General features: G+C 65.8%; 16 protein-coding genes. 3 read left to right on the top strand and 13 right to left on the bottom strand.

The features are described from left to right. Nucleotides 1–63 precede the first annotated feature (63 nt). From N0B71_RS00580 to N0B71_RS00605, 6 genes are read right to left on the bottom strand one after another with little or no spacing between them, the layout of a single operon-like run. Nucleotides 64–699, bottom strand: coding sequence for a protein-L-isoaspartate(D-aspartate) O-methyltransferase (locus N0B71_RS00580; protein ID WP_259759704.1), 636 nt, complete (start codon nucleotides 697–699; stop codon nucleotides 64–66). Between the two features lie 25 nt (nucleotides 700–724). Next, the gene (surE, locus tag N0B71_RS00585) at nucleotides 725–1,483 is read right to left on the bottom strand and encodes a 5'/3'-nucleotidase SurE (RefSeq protein WP_259756552.1); all 759 of its coding nucleotides are present in this window, start codon (nucleotides 1,481–1,483) and stop codon (nucleotides 725–727) included. Beyond that, nucleotides 1,471–2,529, bottom strand: coding sequence for a tRNA pseudouridine(13) synthase TruD (gene truD, locus N0B71_RS00590; RefSeq protein ID WP_259756553.1), 1,059 nt, complete (start codon nucleotides 2,527–2,529; stop codon nucleotides 1,471–1,473). The genes surE and truD overlap by 13 nt, the downstream gene beginning before the upstream one ends. Continuing rightward, the gene (gene ispF / locus N0B71_RS00595; protein ID WP_259756554.1) at nucleotides 2,526–2,999 is read right to left on the bottom strand and encodes a 2-C-methyl-D-erythritol 2,4-cyclodiphosphate synthase; all 474 of its coding nucleotides are present in this window, start codon (nucleotides 2,997–2,999) and stop codon (nucleotides 2,526–2,528) included. Before ispF ends, truD begins: the two co-directional genes overlap by 4 nt. A gap of 59 nt (nucleotides 3,000–3,058) precedes the next feature. Then, nucleotides 3,059–3,910 (bottom strand): S-formylglutathione hydrolase, encoded by an 852-nt coding sequence (gene fghA, locus N0B71_RS00600; RefSeq protein ID WP_259756555.1) that lies wholly within the window; start codon nucleotides 3,908–3,910, stop codon nucleotides 3,059–3,061. Between the two features lie 45 nt (nucleotides 3,911–3,955). Further along, nucleotides 3,956–5,068 carry an S-(hydroxymethyl)glutathione dehydrogenase/class III alcohol dehydrogenase gene (locus N0B71_RS00605; protein WP_259756556.1) on the bottom strand — a complete coding sequence of 371 codons (1,113 nt, stop codon included), beginning with the start codon at nucleotides 5,066–5,068 and terminating at the stop codon, nucleotides 3,956–3,958. A 215-nt stretch (nucleotides 5,069–5,283) separates the two neighbouring features. Between N0B71_RS00605 and N0B71_RS00610 the strand changes: the two genes are divergently transcribed. From N0B71_RS00610 to yedF, 3 genes are all read left to right on the top strand, one after another. Continuing rightward, a complete protein-coding gene (locus N0B71_RS00610; protein WP_259756557.1) occupies nucleotides 5,284–6,177 on the top strand; it encodes a LysR substrate-binding domain-containing protein in 894 nt (297 codons plus the stop codon). 68 nt (nucleotides 6,178–6,245) lie between these two features. Continuing rightward, complete coding sequence (gene yedE, locus N0B71_RS00615; RefSeq protein WP_259756558.1) at nucleotides 6,246–7,472, top strand: selenium metabolism membrane protein YedE/FdhT; 1,227 nt, start codon at nucleotides 6,246–6,248, stop codon at nucleotides 7,470–7,472. Continuing rightward, nucleotides 7,438–7,686, top strand: a complete 249-nt coding sequence (yedF, locus tag N0B71_RS00620) for a sulfurtransferase-like selenium metabolism protein YedF (RefSeq protein WP_259756560.1) — start codon at nucleotides 7,438–7,440, stop codon at nucleotides 7,684–7,686. Before yedE ends, yedF begins: the two co-directional genes overlap by 35 nt. A 370-nt stretch (nucleotides 7,687–8,056) precedes the next feature. Here yedF and ispD read toward each other — a convergent pair whose 3' ends face one another. From ispD to accA, 7 genes are all read right to left on the bottom strand, one after another. Then, nucleotides 8,057–8,755, bottom strand: a complete 699-nt coding sequence (gene ispD / locus N0B71_RS00625; RefSeq protein WP_259756561.1) for a 2-C-methyl-D-erythritol 4-phosphate cytidylyltransferase — start codon at nucleotides 8,753–8,755, stop codon at nucleotides 8,057–8,059. Continuing rightward, on the bottom strand, nucleotides 8,752–9,036 hold the full coding sequence (gene ftsB, locus N0B71_RS00630) for a cell division protein FtsB (protein WP_017521200.1): 285 nt from the start codon (nucleotides 9,034–9,036) through the stop codon (nucleotides 8,752–8,754). Before ftsB ends, ispD begins: the two co-directional genes overlap by 4 nt. A gap of 62 nt (nucleotides 9,037–9,098) precedes the next feature. Further along, a complete protein-coding gene (eno, locus tag N0B71_RS00635; protein ID WP_259756562.1) occupies nucleotides 9,099–10,388 on the bottom strand; it encodes a phosphopyruvate hydratase in 1,290 nt (429 codons plus the stop codon). A 107-nt stretch (nucleotides 10,389–10,495) separates the two neighbouring features. After that, complete coding sequence (kdsA, locus tag N0B71_RS00640) at nucleotides 10,496–11,341, bottom strand: 3-deoxy-8-phosphooctulonate synthase (protein ID WP_259756564.1); 846 nt, start codon at nucleotides 11,339–11,341, stop codon at nucleotides 10,496–10,498. Between the two features lie 2 nt (nucleotides 11,342–11,343). After that, nucleotides 11,344–12,972, bottom strand: a complete 1,629-nt coding sequence (locus tag N0B71_RS00645; RefSeq protein ID WP_207885427.1) for a CTP synthase — start codon at nucleotides 12,970–12,972, stop codon at nucleotides 11,344–11,346. Nucleotides 12,973–13,142: 170 nt separating this feature from the next. Further along, the gene (gene tilS, locus N0B71_RS00650) at nucleotides 13,143–14,462 is read right to left on the bottom strand and encodes a tRNA lysidine(34) synthetase TilS (RefSeq protein WP_259759705.1); all 1,320 of its coding nucleotides are present in this window, start codon (nucleotides 14,460–14,462) and stop codon (nucleotides 13,143–13,145) included. 69 nt (nucleotides 14,463–14,531) lie between these two features. Then, entirely contained in the window at nucleotides 14,532–15,482 is a 951-nt protein-coding gene (gene accA, locus N0B71_RS00655) for an acetyl-CoA carboxylase carboxyl transferase subunit alpha (RefSeq protein ID WP_259756567.1), read from the bottom strand. Between the last annotated feature and the right edge of the window lie 9 nt (nucleotides 15,483–15,491).

A 15,491-nucleotide genomic window follows, 5' to 3' on the forward strand; every position in this document is an offset into this window, starting at 1 on the left:
TATCCATGAATTGACGTCCAGCCTCACTGGCCGGCAGTTACCGCAGCCTTGACCGGCTTGCTCTCAGCCTAGCGGACCGTTGAGCAGCGGGACGAAGCGTACGGAATCCAGCACCTGGCGCTGGAAGCCATCCTCGGTGCGGACGATCAGCATCAGCTGCTGCACTTCGCCACCGCCGACCGGAATCACCAGCCGCCCCCCGGGAGCCAGTTGGTCCAGCAGTGCCTGAGGGACCTCAGCCGCCGCTGCGGTGACGATGATGCCGTTGTAAGGCGCCAGGGCAGGCCAGCCTTCCCAGCCATCGCCCCAACGAAAGACAACATTTCTCAGGTTTAGCTCCACAAGACGTTCTTTCGCACGGTCCTGCAGGGCCTGGATGCGCTCGACGGAGAATACCCGTTCCACGAGCTGCGACAGCACGGCTGTCTGGTAACCGGAACCGGTTCCGATCTCCAGCACCTTGTCCAGCGGGCCGGCGGCCAGCAGCAGCTCGGTCATCCGCGCCACCATGAAAGGTTGCGAGATGGTCTGGTTGTGCCCGATGGGCAGCGCGGTGTCTTCGTAGGCACGGTGCGACAGCGCCTCGTCAACGAAGAGATGGCGCGGCGTACGGCGGATCACCTCCAGCACGTGGGCGTTGGACAGGCCTTCTTCATACAGGCGCTGGATCAGACGCTCACGGGTGCGCTGGGAGGTCATGCCGATCCCACCGCGACGGGACAATTCATTGGCCATGGTCGATCCCTCCGAGCCAGTCGCCAAGGACATTGAACGCCTCCCGGAAGGTCCGGTCCATCTGCAGCGGCGTGATGGACACGTAGCCTTGCATGACCGCGTGGAAATCGGTGCCCTCCCCGCCATCCTCGGCATCGCCGGCAGCGGCGATCCAGTAGCCTTCCTTGCCGCGTGGATTGACCACTTTCACCGGCGCCGCAGCGCGGGCCCGATGGCCCAGGCGGGTCAGCTGGATGCCCTTGATGCGGTCCAGCGGCAGGTTGGGGATGTTCACGTTGAGCACGGTGCGCGGCGGCAGGTCGAGCTTGTCGTGGGACTCCACCAGCAGGCGGGCGAAATGCATCGCGGTGGGCAGGTTGTTAGTCAGCCGCGAGCAGAGCGAGAAGGCGAAGGCCGGACGGGACAGGAAGCGTCCCTCCAAGGCCGCCGCCACGGTGCCCGAATAGAGCACGTCGTCACCCAGGTTGGCGCCGAGGTTGATGCCCGAGACGACCATGTCCGGCAGTTCGTCCAGCAGGCCATTGAGCCCCAGGTGCACACAGTCGGTCGGGGTGCCGTTGAGGCTGATGAAGCCATTGCCCAGGCGATGGGGATGCAGCGGCCGATCCAGCGTAAGCGAGCTGCTCGCTCCGCTACGGTCGGTTTCCGGGGCGATCACGATGCAGTCCGCATACGCGGACAGCGCGTCGTGAAGCGCGGCGATACCGGGTGCAGTGACCCCGTCGTCGTTGGCAATCAATATGCGCATGGGCTTTCCGTCTGCCCTGCCGGCACGAGGTCGATCAGCTCGCGCACTACCACGGTGGCGAAGCAGCCAGCCGGCAGGACGAATTCCAGTTGCAGAATGTCAGGGGCGGGATAATGCCATGTAAGGCCCGGGATGGGGAGGCGCAGAATGCGCCGTTCGTGCGCCATGTCCGCACTGGCGAGCCACTGGCAAAGCGCCATCTCAGTGTGTTGCACGCTGCGCTCCATCTCGCCGGGCCGGTTCGCCGCCGGTGAATCGCCCTCGCCCCACAGCGGGCCGGTGGGGTGCAGGTCCAGCGCGGCAAGGCGCGGATCGGTGCATTCCGCCTCCCCCGCAGGGAAGAAGCTGCGGCTGTCGGTGAACGCCAGCAGGTCGCCGACCTGCGCGCGGTTCCAGGTGCCTTCGGCCACCCGGCGCGCCAACACCTGATTGAAAACGTAGCTGCGCGCCGCCGACAGCAGTCGCGAGCGCATGTTGCGGTGTTCCGGCAACTTGCCGCGCTCGGCAAAGCCGCGGGCGTCGAAGACGTTTCCACCGTCATGGCCGAAACGCTGGGTGCCGAAGTAGTTCGGCACGCCCTGGGCGACGATGGCCTTCAACCGCGCTTCGAGTCGCTCACGATCCGCCTGCAGCTCGGTCAGGCGCAGGGTGAAGCCGTTCGCCGAGTGCGCGCCGCGCTGCAGTTTGCGGCGGTGGCGGTTGCGTTCGAGGATGCGCAGGCTGTCATCCTCGGCGCCCGCCAGGTCCGGGTCGGACTTGCCCGGCAGGTGCAGGCTGAACCACTGGCGGGTCAGCGCCTGGCGATCCTTGAGGCCGGCATAGCTGATCATCTTCACCGGCACACCGGCCGCACGGGCCAGGCGGCGGGCGGCCTCCTCGGTGTTCAGGCCGCGCTTTTCGACCCACAGCCAGAGGTGTTCGCCGTCGCCGGAAAGCGGGATGTCCAGCACCTCGTCGACCTGGAAGTCTTCGGCCACGGCCTTGAGCACCGCACGGCCGCAGGATTCGCCATGGGCGCGCGGGCCCAGCAGTTCCAGCTCGGTCATGCGCGGGCCAGCAGGGCGACGGCGTGAACCGCGATACCTTCCTCGCGGCCGGTGAAGCCGAGTTTCTCGGTGGTGGTGGCCTTGACGTTGACCTGTTCCAGCTCGACCTTCAGGTCAGCGGCGATGGTTTCGCGCATGCGCTGGATGTGCGGCGCCATCTTCGGCGCCTGGGCGATGATGGTGGTGTCGACGTTTTCCACCTTCCAGCCCTTGGCTTCCACCAGGCTCAGAACATGGCGCAGCAGTGCGCGGCTGTCGGCGCCCTTGAACTGCGGGTCGGTATCGGGGAAGTGCTTGCCGATGTCGCCCAGCGCGCAGGCGCCCAGCAGGGCATCGGAGAGCGCGTGCAGCAGTACGTCGCCGTCGGAGTGCGCGACGAGCCCGAACCTGTGGGGAATACGCACGCCGCCCAGGGTGATGAAGTCGCCCTCGCCGAAGCGGTGTACGTCGTAGCCATGTCCGATACGCATGAAAAAACGCCCTGTAAATGTCAGGGCGTCGATTCTACCGGATCACTGCCCTGTGGGTGTCAGTCGCAGAGCGCCGCGGCGTGGTGACGCAGGTGATCTTCGATGAAGCTCGCAATGAAGTAGTAGCTGTGGTCGTACCCCGGCTGCAGGCGCAGCTCCAGCGGGTGGCCGGCCGCAGCCGCCGCGTCCCGCAGGGCCTGGGGCTTGAGCTGCACGGCGAGGAAGTCATCGCGGTCGCCCTGGTCCACCAGGATCGGCAGGCGCTCGCTGGCGTTACCCAGCAACTCGACCGCATCCCACTCGCGCCAGGCGGCCGGGTCTTCACCGAGGAAGCGCCCCAGCGCCTTCTGCCCCCAGGGGCAGTCGCTCGGGTGGCTGATGGGGGCGAACGCCGACAGCGACCGATAGCGTCCGGGATTGCGCAGGGCGCAGATCAGCGCGCCGTGGCCGCCCATGGAGTGGCCACTGATGCCGCGCTTCAGCGACACCGGGAAGTTCGCCTCGATCAGCGCCGGCAGCTCCTGCACCACGTAGTCGTGCATGCGGTAGTGACGCGCCCAGGGTTCCTGGGTGGCATTGACGTAGAAGCCGGCGCCCAGGCCAAAGTCCCACGCGCCATCCGGGTCGCCCGGCACGTCCGGGCCGCGCGGGCTGGTATCCGGCGCGACGATGACGATGCCCAGCTCCGCCGCCACACGCTGGGCGCCGGCCTTCTGCATGAAGTTCTCGTCGGTGCAGGTCAGCCCGGACAGCCAGTACAGCACCGGCAGGCCGGCCTCGGGCTCGGCCTGGGGCGGCAGGTAGACCGCGAAGACCATGTCGCAGCCCAGCGTGGCGGAGCGGTGGCGATAGCGCTGGTGCCAGCCGCCGAAGCTCTTCTGGCTGCTGATGAGTTCGATGGAATCCGTCATGGAGCCTCCTGTGAGGCCGGGCGCACGGGGCGCCCGGCGGTTCGATCAGTAATGGATGACGGAGCGGATGCTCTTGCCTTCGTGCATCAGGTCGAACGCCTCGTTGATCTTCTCCAGGCCCATGGTGTGGGTGATGAAGGTATCCAGCGGGATCTCGCCCTTTTGCGCCTTTTCCACATAGCTGGGCAGCTCGGTGCGGCCTTTCACGCCACCGAAGGCGGAACCGCGCCAGACGCGACCGGTCACCAGCTGGAACGGGCGGGTGCTGATTTCCTGGCCGGCGCCGGCAACGCCGATGATGGTGGATTCGCCCCAGCCCTTGTGGCAGCACTCCAGCGCGGCACGCATCAGCTGGACGTTGCCCACGCACTCGAAGGAATAGTCCACGCCGCCATCGGTCATTTCGACGATGACTTCCTGGATCGGTTTCTGATGATCCTTGGGATTGACGAAGTCGGTGGCGCCCAGTTCTTTGGCAATGTCGAACTTGGCGGGGTTGATGTCCACCGCGATGATGCGCGAGGCCTTGGCCATCTTCGCGCCGATGATCGCGGCCAGGCCGATCCCGCCCAGGCCGAAGATGGCCACGGTGGCACCCTCTTCCACCTTGGCGGTGTTCAGCACGGCGCCGATACCGGTGGTCACGCCGCAGCCGAGCAGGCAGACCTTTTCCAGCGGCGCTTCCTCGGGAATCTTCGCCAGGGAGATTTCCGGCAGCACGGTGTACTCGGAGAAGGTCGAGCAGCCCATGTAGTGGTAGATCGGCTCGCCGTTGTAGGAGAAGCGGCTGGTGCCGTCGGGCATCAGGCCTTTGCCCTGGGTGGCGCGCACGGCCTGGCAGAGGTTGGTCTTGCCGGATTTGCAGAATTTGCACTCGCGGCATTCGGCGGTGTACAGCGGGATCACGTGGTCGCCCACTTTCAGCGAGGTCACGCCCTCGCCCACCGCTTCGACGATGCCGCCACCTTCGTGGCCCAGGATGCACGGGAACACACCCTCGGAATCCTGGCCGGACAGGGTGTAGGCGTCGGTGTGGCAGACACCGGTGGCAACGATGCGCACCAGCACCTCGCCCTTCTGCGGCGGCGCCACATCCACTTCGACGATTTCCAACGGTTTGTTGGGGGCGAAGGCGACGGCGGCACGGGACTTGATCATCGGGAAACTCCTGAACGATGGAAACGACAACGCCCGCCAAGGGCGGACGGGTTCGGCGCGGCGGCCGAGAAACCGGGACGGGCCACAGCCACGTCGGGGAGCGATCGGGCCACACGGCAAATGCGCAGCCCAAAGCCTGGGAAGTGTAGAAAACCCCGTTTCAGGGAATAATCAGGCAATAATCAAAACATTATTGCAATACAGGGATAATCCACATGCACCGCTGGGAAGGACTGGACGAATTCGTCGCCGTCGCCGAAACCGGCCAATTCACGGCCGCCGCCGAGCGCCTGGGCGTGTCGTCGTCCCACGTCAGCCGCCAGGTCGCACGCCTGGAGGAGCGCCTGCAGACACGCCTGCTCTACCGCAGCACGCGCAAGGTGACGTTGAGCGAAGCCGGGCAGACCTTCCTGCAGCATTGCCGGCGCCTGCAGGACGCCCGCGAGGAAGCGTTGCGCGCGGTCAGCGATCTCTCCGCCGAACCCAAGGGCCTGCTGCGCATGACCTGCGCCGTGGCCTATGGCGAGCGTTTCGTGGTGCCGCTGGTGAACGAATTCATGGCCGAGTTTCCGCAGCTGCGGGTCGAGATCGAGCTGTCCAACCGCCAGCTGGACCTGCTCCACGAAGGCTTCGACCTGGCCATCCGCCTCGGCCGCCTCAGCGATTCGCGATTGGTGGCGACCCGCCTGGCGCCGCGGGTGATGTACCTGTGCGCGACGCCGCAATACCTGGATCGCCACGGCACCCCGCAGAGCGTGGCGGAGCTGGCGCGGCACAATTGCCTGGTGGGCAGCAGCGACCAGTGGAGCTTCCTCGAGGACGGTCGCGAAACCCAGCACCGGGTGCAGGGCAACTGGCGCTGCAACAGCGGCCAGGCGGTGCTGGATGCGGCACTGCGCGGCTTCGGCCTGTGCCAGCTACCGGACTACTACGTGCTGGAACATCTGCGCAGCGGCCGCCTGGTATCCCTGCTGGAGGCGCACCAGCCGCCGAACACGGGGGTCTGGGCGCTGTATCCGCAGCAGCGGCATTTGTCCCCGAAGGTTCGCCAATTGGTGGACCATCTCAAGGAAGGCCTACAGCATCTTGAGCACTCTCCGTTGTCGTGAAGCAAACGGCAGGAATTGGCGTTCGCTAGAATGCCCGGTTTCCTACTCCACGGTTCAAGGACGACGACATGTCAGCCCTCTACTCCTTTCGCGAGCGCTACCTCCTGCGCTTCTGGACGCCGTTGCCGACCCTGGTCGCCCTCGGTGTGATCTCGGCCTACTACTTCGCCATGACCGGCACCTTCTGGGCGGTCACCGGCGAGTTCACCCGCTGGGGCGGCCATGTGCTGTCCTGGTTCGGCCTGCAGCCGCAGGAATGGAGCTACTTCAAGATCATCGGCCTGCAAGGCACCCCGCTGGACCGCATCGACGGCGTGATGATCATCGGCATGTTCTTCGGCGCGCTGATCTGTGCGCTCTGGGCGGGCAACGTCAGCCTGCGCTGGCCAACCAGCAAGCGGCGCCTGGTACAGGGTCTGATTGGCGGAGTGATCGCCGGCTTCGGCGCGCGCCTGGCGATGGGCTGCAACCTGGCGGCGTTCTTCACCGGTATCCCGATGTTCTCGGTGCACGCCTGGGCCTTCATGTTCGCCACCGTGCTCGGCGCCTGGTTCGGCGTGAAGATCAGCCTGCTGCCCTTCCTGCGCGTTCCGCTGAAGGTCGGCGGCAAGGCGGCGGCACTGCCGAGCGCCGAGGCCCTGGCTCGCCGCGCCCAGCTGCAGTGGCGCCTGGGCATGGGCGTGCTGGCGATTGCCGCCCTGTTCGCCGCCTGGCGCTTCGAGGTCTCGCTGGTGCTGGGCATGGCCTGCCTGTTCGGCCTGCTGTTCGGCGGGCTCATCGAACGTGCGCAGATCTGCTTCACCAGCGCCGCGCGCGACCTCTGGACCACCGGCCGCACCCAGGCCGCAATGGGCATTCTGCTGGGCATGGCAGCCGCCTGCGTCGGCACCTTCGCCGCCATTCACAACGGCCTGCCGCCGAAGATTTTCTGGATGGGCCCGAATGCGGTGATCGGCGGGGTGCTGTTCGGCCTGGGCATCGTCCTGGCCGGTGGCTGCGAGACCGGCTGGATGTACCGTTCGATGGAAGGCCAGGTGCACTTCTGGGTGGTGGGGATCGGCAACGTGATCGGCGGCACCCTGGTCGCGGTGTACTGGGACGAGCTCGGCACCCGCCTCGCCCTGCCCTATCCCAAGCTCAACCTGCTGCAGGAGTTCGGTCCTGGCGGCGGGTTGCTGATCACCTTCGCCGGCCTTGCCCTGTGCATGCTGCTGGTGCAACTGAACGCAAAACGATTCACCCGTAAACGGAAACCGTCCGATGCCCGACACCAAGACGCCGACGCTGTCGCTTGATCTGCGCGGCGAACACTGCCCCTACAACGCCATCGCTACCCTGGAAACCCTGGCGACCCTGAAGCCGGGCGATCTGCTGGAGGTGATCACCGATTGTTCGCAGTCGGTGCATGGCATTCCGGAAGACACCCAGCGCCACGGCTACCACTGCCTGGCAGTGGAGCAGCACGGGGCGCTGTTCCGCTTCCTGATCGAGGTGCCGCTGCTGGGCTGAAACGCCTTCGCAGGAACGGGCTCCGTCCGCGATGGCTTCCGGCGCGGTTCGAACCTGTCGCGGACGAAGTCCGCTCCTACAGTGATATCCCAGCGCTCGGGCCTGCCCTCACCCTAACCCTCTCCCCGACGGAGAGGGGACCGTTCGGTGCAGGATGAAATTACAACATCAGCCGGCACAACCTGCTCCCTCTCCCTCCGGGAGAGGGCTGGGGGGAGGGGGAAACGTCGGTACAAACTTGCCAGAAGGAAGACAGTTGCTCCTACGCCTCGCTCAACCTGCAGGAGCGCGAGATGCGCACGATCGCGGGCATGGCCCGCTCCTACAGGAGTCCGGTGCTACGCCGGCGGCGTGGCGGTCGCGAGCGGAATCAGGGCTTGGCGAAATGGCGCTGCAGGCGCTGCAGGTCTTCCGGGGTGGTGACCTTGATGTTGTCGATGCGCCCTTCCACCATGCGCGGCTGGTAGCCCGCCCATTCCATGGCAGATGCCTCGTCGGTGATCGCCGCGTCGGCCACCAGGGCATCGGCGAGCGCGCGGTGCAGCGCACCGAGGCGGAACATCTGCGGGGTGTAGGCCTGCCAGACCACGCTGCGGTCGATGGTTTCGACCACGCGGCCGTCGGCGCCGACGCGCTTCAACGTATCCCGGGCGGGAACGCCCAGCAGCCCACCGACGGCGTCGAATTCCAGCTCATCCAGCAGGCGATCGAGATCGGACCGCGCCAGGTTCGGCCGCGCGGCGTCGTGCACCAGCACCCAATCATCACTGCCGGCGCCCAGTTCGGTCAGGCGCAGCAGTCCATTGAGCACGGAATCGGCACGCTCGCGGCCGCCGTCGGCACACTGGATGCGTTCATTGGATGCGCTCGGCAGGGTCGGCCACCAGGGATCGTCGGTGGCCAGGCAGACCACAAGCCCCTTGAGCCGGGGATGGCCGAGGAAACAGTCGAGGGTACGTTCGAGAATGCTGCGACCGGCGAGGTCGAGGTATTGCTTGGGGCGGTCGGCGCGCATCCGCGAACCGATGCCGGCGGCCGGAATCACGGCCCAGAAGGCGGGAGTGGTCATTGCGCGAGCTGGTAGAGGGTTTCCTTGTCCTTGACCATGCCGAGTTCGTGGCGGGCACGTTCCTCGACCGTCTCGGTGCCTTTCTTGAGCTCGGCGACTTCCGCCTCGAGGATGCGGTTACGCTCGAGCAGGCGCTCGTTCTCGCCCTGCTGGTCGGCAATCTGCTTCTGCAGGTCGCGCACCTGCGCCAGGCTGCCATCGCCAACCCACAGGCGATACTGCAGGCCGGCCAGCGCCAGGATCAGCACGACGAACAGCCAGTAAGGGCTACGTAACCTCAACCTTCAGCTCCCTGTACGCAAAGGGGTGGCTCCTGCCACCCCTTCACCGTACCAGACTCGGATCAGCCGCGGAATTCCGCGCGACCACGGTACGGCGCCTTGGCGCCCAGCTGCTCTTCGATACGCAGCAGCTGGTTGTACTTGGAAACGCGGTCGGAGCGGCAGAGGGAACCGGTCTTGATCTGACCAGCGGCAGTGCCGACGGCCAGGTCAGCGATGGTGCTGTCCTCGGTTTCGCCCGAACGGTGCGAGATCACGGCGGTGAAACCGGCGGCCTTGGCCATCTGGATGGCTTCCAGGGTCTCGGTCAGCGAGCCGATCTGGTTGAACTTGATCAGGATCGAGTTGCCGATCTTCTCGTCGATGCCGCGCTTGAGGATCTTGGTGTTGGTCACGAACAGGTCGTCACCGACCAGTTGCACCTTCGCGCCGATCTTGTCGGTCAGGACTTTCCAGCCAGCCCAGTCGGACTCGTCCATGCCGTCTTCGATGGAGATGATCGGGTAGCGCTGGGTCAGGCCGGCCAGGTAGTCGGCGAAACCTTCGGCGCTGAACACCTTGCCTTCGCCTTCGAGGTCGTACTGGCCGTCCTTGAAGAATTCGGAGGAGGCGCAGTCCAGGGCCAGAGTCACGTCTTCGCCCAGCTTGTAGCCGGCGTTGGCGACGGCTTCGGCGATAGCGGCCAGGGCGTCTTCGTTGGAAGCCAGGTTCGGTGCGAAGCCGCCTTCGTCACCCACGGCGGTGTTCAGGCCACGGGCCTTCAGCACGGCCTTGAGGTGATGGAAGATCTCGGCGCCCATGCGCAGCGCGTCGGCGAAGTTCTTGGCGCCCACCGGCTGAACCATGAACTCCTGGATGTCGACGTTGTTATCGGCGTGCTCGCCGCCGTTGATGATGTTCATCATCGGAACCGGCATGGAGTACTGGCCCGGGGTGCCGTTGAGGTCGGCGATGTGCGCGTACAGCGGCACGCCCTTGGCCTGAGCGGCGGCCTTGGCGGCAGCCAGGGACACGGCCAGGATGGCGTTGGCGCCCAGCTTGCCTTTGTTCTCGGTGCCATCGAGGTCGATCATCGCGTGATCCAGACCTTTCTGGTCAGCCGCGTCCTTGCCCAGCAGCAGGTCGCGGATCGGGCCGTTGATGTTGGCCACGGCTTTCAGCACGCCCTTGCCCAGGTAACGGCTCTTGTCGCCATCGCGCAGTTCGAGGGCCTCGCGGGAACCGGTGGATGCACCGGACGGGGCGCAAGCGCTGCCGACGATGCCGTTGTCCAGGATCACGTCCGCTTCAACGGTCGGGTTGCCGCGGGAGTCCAGGACCTCACGGCCCTTGATGTCGACGATCTTTGCCATTCTTGATAACACTCCGAAGATAGAGATAAACGGGGCGGCTGGTGAGACATCAGAACCTGCTCGATGCCCCGCCGAGCTTGACGCTACGGGGCGCAACGAGCGGATTCTCAGGCAGTCTCGATGGTGGGGAAACTCTTGACCAGGTCATCCAGCTGCTTGAGCTGGGACAGGAAAGGCTCGAGCTTGTTCAAGCGCAGCGCGCACGGGCCGTCGCATTTGGCGTTCTCGGGGTCCGGATGGGCCTCCAGGAACAGGCCGGCAAGGCCCTGGCTCATGCCGGCCTTGGCCAGGTCGGTGACCTGGGCGCGGCGACCGCCGGCGGAATCGGCGCGGCCGCCCGGCATCTGCAGGGCATGGGTCACGTCGAAGAACACCGGGTACTCGAACTGCTTCATGATGCCGAAGCCGAGCATGTCCACCACCAGGTTGTTGTACCCGAAGGAGGAGCCACGCTCGCAGAGGATCAGCTGGTCGTTACCGGCCTCCTCGCACTTGCGCAGGATGTGTTTCATCTCCTGCGGCGCGAGGAACTGGGCCTTCTTGATATTGATCACCGCATTGGTCTTGGCCATGGCCACGACCAGGTCGGTCTGCCGGGACAGGAAGGCCGGCAGCTGGATGATGTCGCAGACCTCGGCCACCGGAGCGGCCTGGTAGGGCTCGTGCACGTCGGTGATGACCGGCACGTTGAAGGTCTTCTTGATCTCTTCGAAGATCTTCAGCCCCTCTTCCATGCCTGGACCACGGAACGAGGTGATCGAGGAACGGTTGGCCTTGTCGAAGCTGGCCTTGAACACGTAGGGGATACCCAGCTTCTGGGTGACCTTCACGTACTCTTCGCAGACCTGCATGGCCAGGTCGCGCGACTCCAGCACGTTCATGCCGCCGAACAGCACGAACGGCAGGTCGTTGCCGATCTGGATATCACCGACGCGGATGATCTTCTGGCTCATGCTCAGGCTTTCCCGGCTTGTTTCAGGGCGGCGTTGACGAAGCCGCTGAACAGCGGGTGGCCATCACGCGGGGTGGAGGTGAATTCCGGGTGGAACTGGCAGGCCACGAACCACGGATGGTCCGGCGCTTCCACGACTTCCACCAGCGCGCCGTCGCCGGAGCGGCCGGAAATCTTCAGGCCGGCGGCTTCCAGTTGCGGACGCAGGTTGTTGTTCACTTCGTAGCGGTGACGGTGACGCTCGACGATCACGTCCTTGCCGTAGCAGTCGTGCACCAGGGTGCCGGCGGACAGCAGGCACTCCTGGGCGCCCAGGCGCATGGTGCCGCCCAGGTCGGAAGCCTCGGTGCGCACTTCGGTGGCGCCGGTGGCGTCCTGCCATTCGGTGATCAGGCCGACGACCGGATGGCCGCTGGACTTGTCGAATTCGGTGGAGTTGGCATCGGTCCAGCCCAGCACGTTGCGGGCGTACTCGATGACGGCCACCTGCATGCCCAGGCAGATGCCCAGGTACGGAACCTTGTTCTCGCGGGCGTACTGCACGGCGGTGATCTTGCCTTCCACGCCGCGCAGGCCGAAGCCGCCCGGCACCAGGATGGCGTCGGCGCCTTCGAGCAGGCTGGTGCCCTGCTGCTCGATGTCCTCGGAGTCGATGTAGCGCAGGTTGACCTTGGTGCGGCTCTGGATGCCCGCGTGGGTCATGGCTTCGATCAGCGACTTGTAGGCGTCGAGCAGTTCCATGTACTTGCCGACCATGGCGATGGTGACTTCGCGCTCGGGGTTGAGCTTGGCGTCGACCACGCGGTCCCACTCGGACAGGTCGGCCGGGCCGCACTCCAGGCCGAAGCGCTCGACGACCAGGTCATCGACGCCCTGGGCGTGCAGCACGGAGGGGATGCGATAGATGGTGTCGACGTCTTCCAGCGAGATGACCGCGCGTTCTTCCACGTTGGTGAAGAGGGCGATCTTGCGACGGGAGGAGACGTCCACCGGATGGTCGGAACGGCAGACCAGGATGTCCGGCTGCAGGCCGATGGAGCGCAGTTCCTTGACCGAATGCTGGGTCGGCTTGGTCTTGGTCTCGCCCGCGGTGGCGATGTACGGGACCAGCGTCAGGTGCATCAGCATGGCGCGGCGCGAGCCGATCTCCACGCGCAGCTGGCGGATGGCCTCGAGGAAGGGTTGCGACTCGATGTCACCCACGGTGCCGCCAACTTCAACCAGGGCCACGTCGGCATCGCCGGCGCCCTTGATGATGCGACGCTTGATCTCGTCGGTGATGTGCGGAATCACCTGCACGGTGGCGCCCAGGTAGTCACCACGGCGCTCCTTGCGCAGCACGTCCATGTAGACGCGGCCGGTGGTGAAGTTGTTGTTCTGGGTCATCGTGGTACGAACGAAGCGCTCGTAGTGGCCCAGATCGAGGTCGGTTTCCGCGCCGTCGTGGGTGACGAACACCTCACCGTGCTGGAACGGGCTCATGGTGCCCGGATCGACGTTGATGTAGGGGTCCAGCTTGAGCATCGTGATCTTCAGGCCACGCGCTTCCAGAATGGCAGCCAAGGAAGCCGAGGCGATGCCTTTCCCCAATGAAGAAACAACACCACCCGTGACGAAGATGTAGCGCGTCATGAAAAGCCCTGAATGTCAGCGTTTAGGCGGCTCGGCCGCCGGGGAAGCGAAGGTGTCGGGTACAAGACCCGGCTCACGACTTCGTCGTGAAAATAGCGAACTCCCGCTGATTCCGGGGGAATCGACGGGAGCAGTACAAGACGGGAGCGTAGTCTACCGGAAAGCGGCTATCAGCTCAAACCCGAGTCATTCGTCGGAGGTGTCCAACGCAGCGTCCACCCCTGCCCCACCTCCACCCGCAGGCCCGGCAGCAGCGCCACGCCGAGCAGTTCGTCGGCGCGCCAGAGCAGCGGCAGACGACCGCGCAGGAAGGCCGGAATGGCCGCTTCGTTGAGCAGCCGCTTGAGGTCCCGACTGCCGCGTCCGACCAGCGTCATGGTCTCTCCGCCCTGTCGGTAACGCACCACCAGCGGCCCGCTCGGCGGCGCACCCTCGAAATGCAGCGAACCATTGGTGGGCAGCAGAAGCGGCTGCGAAGGATCGCGCCAGGCCTGATCAGACGGCACGAAGCCGAACCAGGACCTGGCCAGCCACCAGAGCCGGCCGTGGGCACGGCGCAGCTCGCCATCGGCGAGGCGCCAGATCGGCTCGGCGTCTTCACGGGCATCGCGCAGGTCCTGCCAACCGGCCCAGTGCGCGCTGTCCGGCAGGCGCGCGAGAGGCGCGAGCCAGTGACGCAATGCATTGCGCTGGCGCGGCTCGCTCAATTCGGCCAGGGCCGCGATGGCCAACGATGGCAATGGCATGCCGATGTATTCGTTACGCGCCCCCGCCTGGTGCAGGTCGTTCTGTGCCAGTTCGCCCAGCAACCCGTCGGCTTCCGCCAGGTGCTCGGCGCTGCGGGCGATGGTCTCGACGGCCGCGGGCCAGCGCTGGACGATGCCCGGCAGTATCTGGTTGCGCAGGTAGTTGCGGTCATGGTCATCGCAGGCGTTGGACGGGTCCTCGACCCAGCTGAGTTTCTCGTTGCGGGCATAGCGCTCAAGCTCAGCGCGCGTTATCCCCAACAGCGGACGCAGCAGCATGCCGGCCCCCAGCGGACGGCTGGCGGCCATGCCAGACAGGCCGCGCACCCCCGCACCCCGGAACAGCCGGAACAGCACGGTTTCCGCCTGGTCATCGCGGTGCTGGCCGGTCAGCAGGCATTCGCCTTCTCCCAACGCCGCGGTGAATACGCCATAGCGAGCGTCACGCGCAGCGCGCTCGAGGCTCGCGCCGTCGTCGACGCGCACGCGGGCAACCTGCAAGGGCACGCCCAGTTCATCGCAAAAGCGCTGGCAACGCGCGGGCCAGGCATCGGCCACGGCCTGCAGGCCATGGTGCACATGAATAGCGGTGATCGGCGGCACGGCCTCGCGGGAAGCGAGTCGCACCAGCAGGTGCAGGAGAACGGTGGAATCCAGCCCGCCGGACAAGGCGACACGCCACGCCGGCGCACAGCGCCAGGGGGCGAGAACACTCAGCAGTCGGGATTCGAGTTCAGCAGACATGGCGCAGGTCGGCAGGGTCGGGGACGAGGCCAGCATACCTCGTCACCCACGCTGCGCCGAAGGCGTCGATCAGGCGACGCCGTAGCTCATCAGGCGCTCGTAGCGGCGCGCCAGGAGCTCGTCGGTGCTCAGCTGGTTCAGGGTGTCCAGCTGGCCGAGCAGGGACTGGCGGATGGTCTGCGCCATGGCCGCCGGGTCGCGGTGGGCGCTGCCCAGCGGCTCGGGGATGACGTTGTCGACGATCCCCAGGTCCTTCAGGCGGTTGGCGGTGATGCCCATGGCCTCGGCCGCTTCCGGCGCCTTCTCGGCAGTACGCCAGAGGATGGAGGCACAACCTTCGGGCGAGATCACCGCGTAGGTGGAATACTGCAGCATGTTCAACTGGTCGCAGACGCCGATGGCCAGCGCGCCGCCGGAACCGCCTTCGCCGATGACGGTGGCGATGATCGGGGTTTTCAGGCGCGCCATGACGCGCAGGTTCCAGGCGATGGCTTCGCTCTGGCCACGCTCCTCGGCATCGATGCCCGGGTAGGCGCCGGGGGTGTCGATGAAGGTGAGGATCGGCATCTTGAAGCGTTCGGCCATTTCCATCAGGCGGCAGGCCTTGCGGTAGCCTTCCGGACGCGGCATGCCGAAGTTGCGGCGCACCTTCTCGCGTACTTCGCGGCCCTTCTGGTGACCGATGATCATCACCGGCTGGTCTTCCAGGCGGGCAACGCCGCCAACGATGGCAGCGTCATCGGCGAAATGACGGTCGCCGTGCAGCTCTTCGAACTCGGTGAAGATGTGCTCGATGTAGTCCAGGGTGTAAGGACGACGCGGATGGCGCGCGAGCTGGGCGATCTGCCAGCTGGACAGGTTGCCGAAGATGTTCTCGGTCAGCGCCTTGCTCTTCTCCTGCAGACGGGAGATTTCGTCGGTGATGTTCAGCGCGTTGTCGTTGCCGACCAGGCGCAGCTCTTCGATCTTGGCGTGCAGGTCGGCAATGGGCTGTTCGAAATCGAGAAAATTCGGGTTCATGGGCTATCC

The organism is Pseudomonas sp. GCEP-101, from assembly GCF_025133575.1.
Lineage (GTDB): Bacteria > Pseudomonadota > Gammaproteobacteria > Pseudomonadales > Pseudomonadaceae > Pseudomonas > Pseudomonas nitroreducens_B.

What these genes read in the sequence shown, in the direction of transcription:
- eno (WP_259756562.1), bottom strand. Translation starts at nt 10,388, where the DNA reads ATGGCAAAGATCGTCGACATCAAGGGCCGTGAGGTCCTGGACTCCCGC.
- ispF (WP_259756554.1), bottom strand. Translation starts at nt 2,999, where the DNA reads ATGCGTATCGGACATGGCTACGACGTACACCGCTTCGGCGAGGGCGAC.
- N0B71_RS00605 (WP_259756556.1), bottom strand. Translation starts at nt 5,068, where the DNA reads ATGATCAAGTCCCGTGCCGCCGTCGCCTTCGCCCCCAACAAACCGTTG.
- yedF (WP_259756560.1), top strand. Translation starts at nt 7,438, where the DNA reads ATGCCCGACACCAAGACGCCGACGCTGTCGCTTGATCTGCGCGGCGAA.
- yedE (WP_259756558.1), top strand. Translation starts at nt 6,246, where the DNA reads ATGTCAGCCCTCTACTCCTTTCGCGAGCGCTACCTCCTGCGCTTCTGG.
- kdsA (WP_259756564.1), bottom strand. Translation starts at nt 11,341, where the DNA reads ATGAGCCAGAAGATCATCCGCGTCGGTGATATCCAGATCGGCAACGAC.
- accA (WP_259756567.1), bottom strand. Translation starts at nt 15,482, where the DNA reads ATGAACCCGAATTTTCTCGATTTCGAACAGCCCATTGCCGACCTGCAC.
- N0B71_RS00645 (WP_207885427.1), bottom strand. Translation starts at nt 12,972, where the DNA reads ATGACGCGCTACATCTTCGTCACGGGTGGTGTTGTTTCTTCATTGGGG.
- truD (WP_259756553.1), bottom strand. Translation starts at nt 2,529, where the DNA reads ATGACCGAGCTGGAACTGCTGGGCCCGCGCGCCCATGGCGAATCCTGC.
- tilS (WP_259759705.1), bottom strand. Translation starts at nt 14,462, where the DNA reads ATGTCTGCTGAACTCGAATCCCGACTGCTGAGTGTTCTCGCCCCCTGG.
- N0B71_RS00580 (WP_259759704.1), bottom strand. Translation starts at nt 699, where the DNA reads ATGACCTCCCAGCGCACCCGTGAGCGTCTGATCCAGCGCCTGTATGAA.
- fghA (WP_259756555.1), bottom strand. Translation starts at nt 3,910, where the DNA reads ATGACGGATTCCATCGAACTCATCAGCAGCCAGAAGAGCTTCGGCGGC.
- ispD (WP_259756561.1), bottom strand. Translation starts at nt 8,755, where the DNA reads ATGACCACTCCCGCCTTCTGGGCCGTGATTCCGGCCGCCGGCATCGGT.
- N0B71_RS00610 (WP_259756557.1), top strand. Translation starts at nt 5,284, where the DNA reads ATGCACCGCTGGGAAGGACTGGACGAATTCGTCGCCGTCGCCGAAACC.
- surE (WP_259756552.1), bottom strand. Translation starts at nt 1,483, where the DNA reads ATGCGCATATTGATTGCCAACGACGACGGGGTCACTGCACCCGGTATC.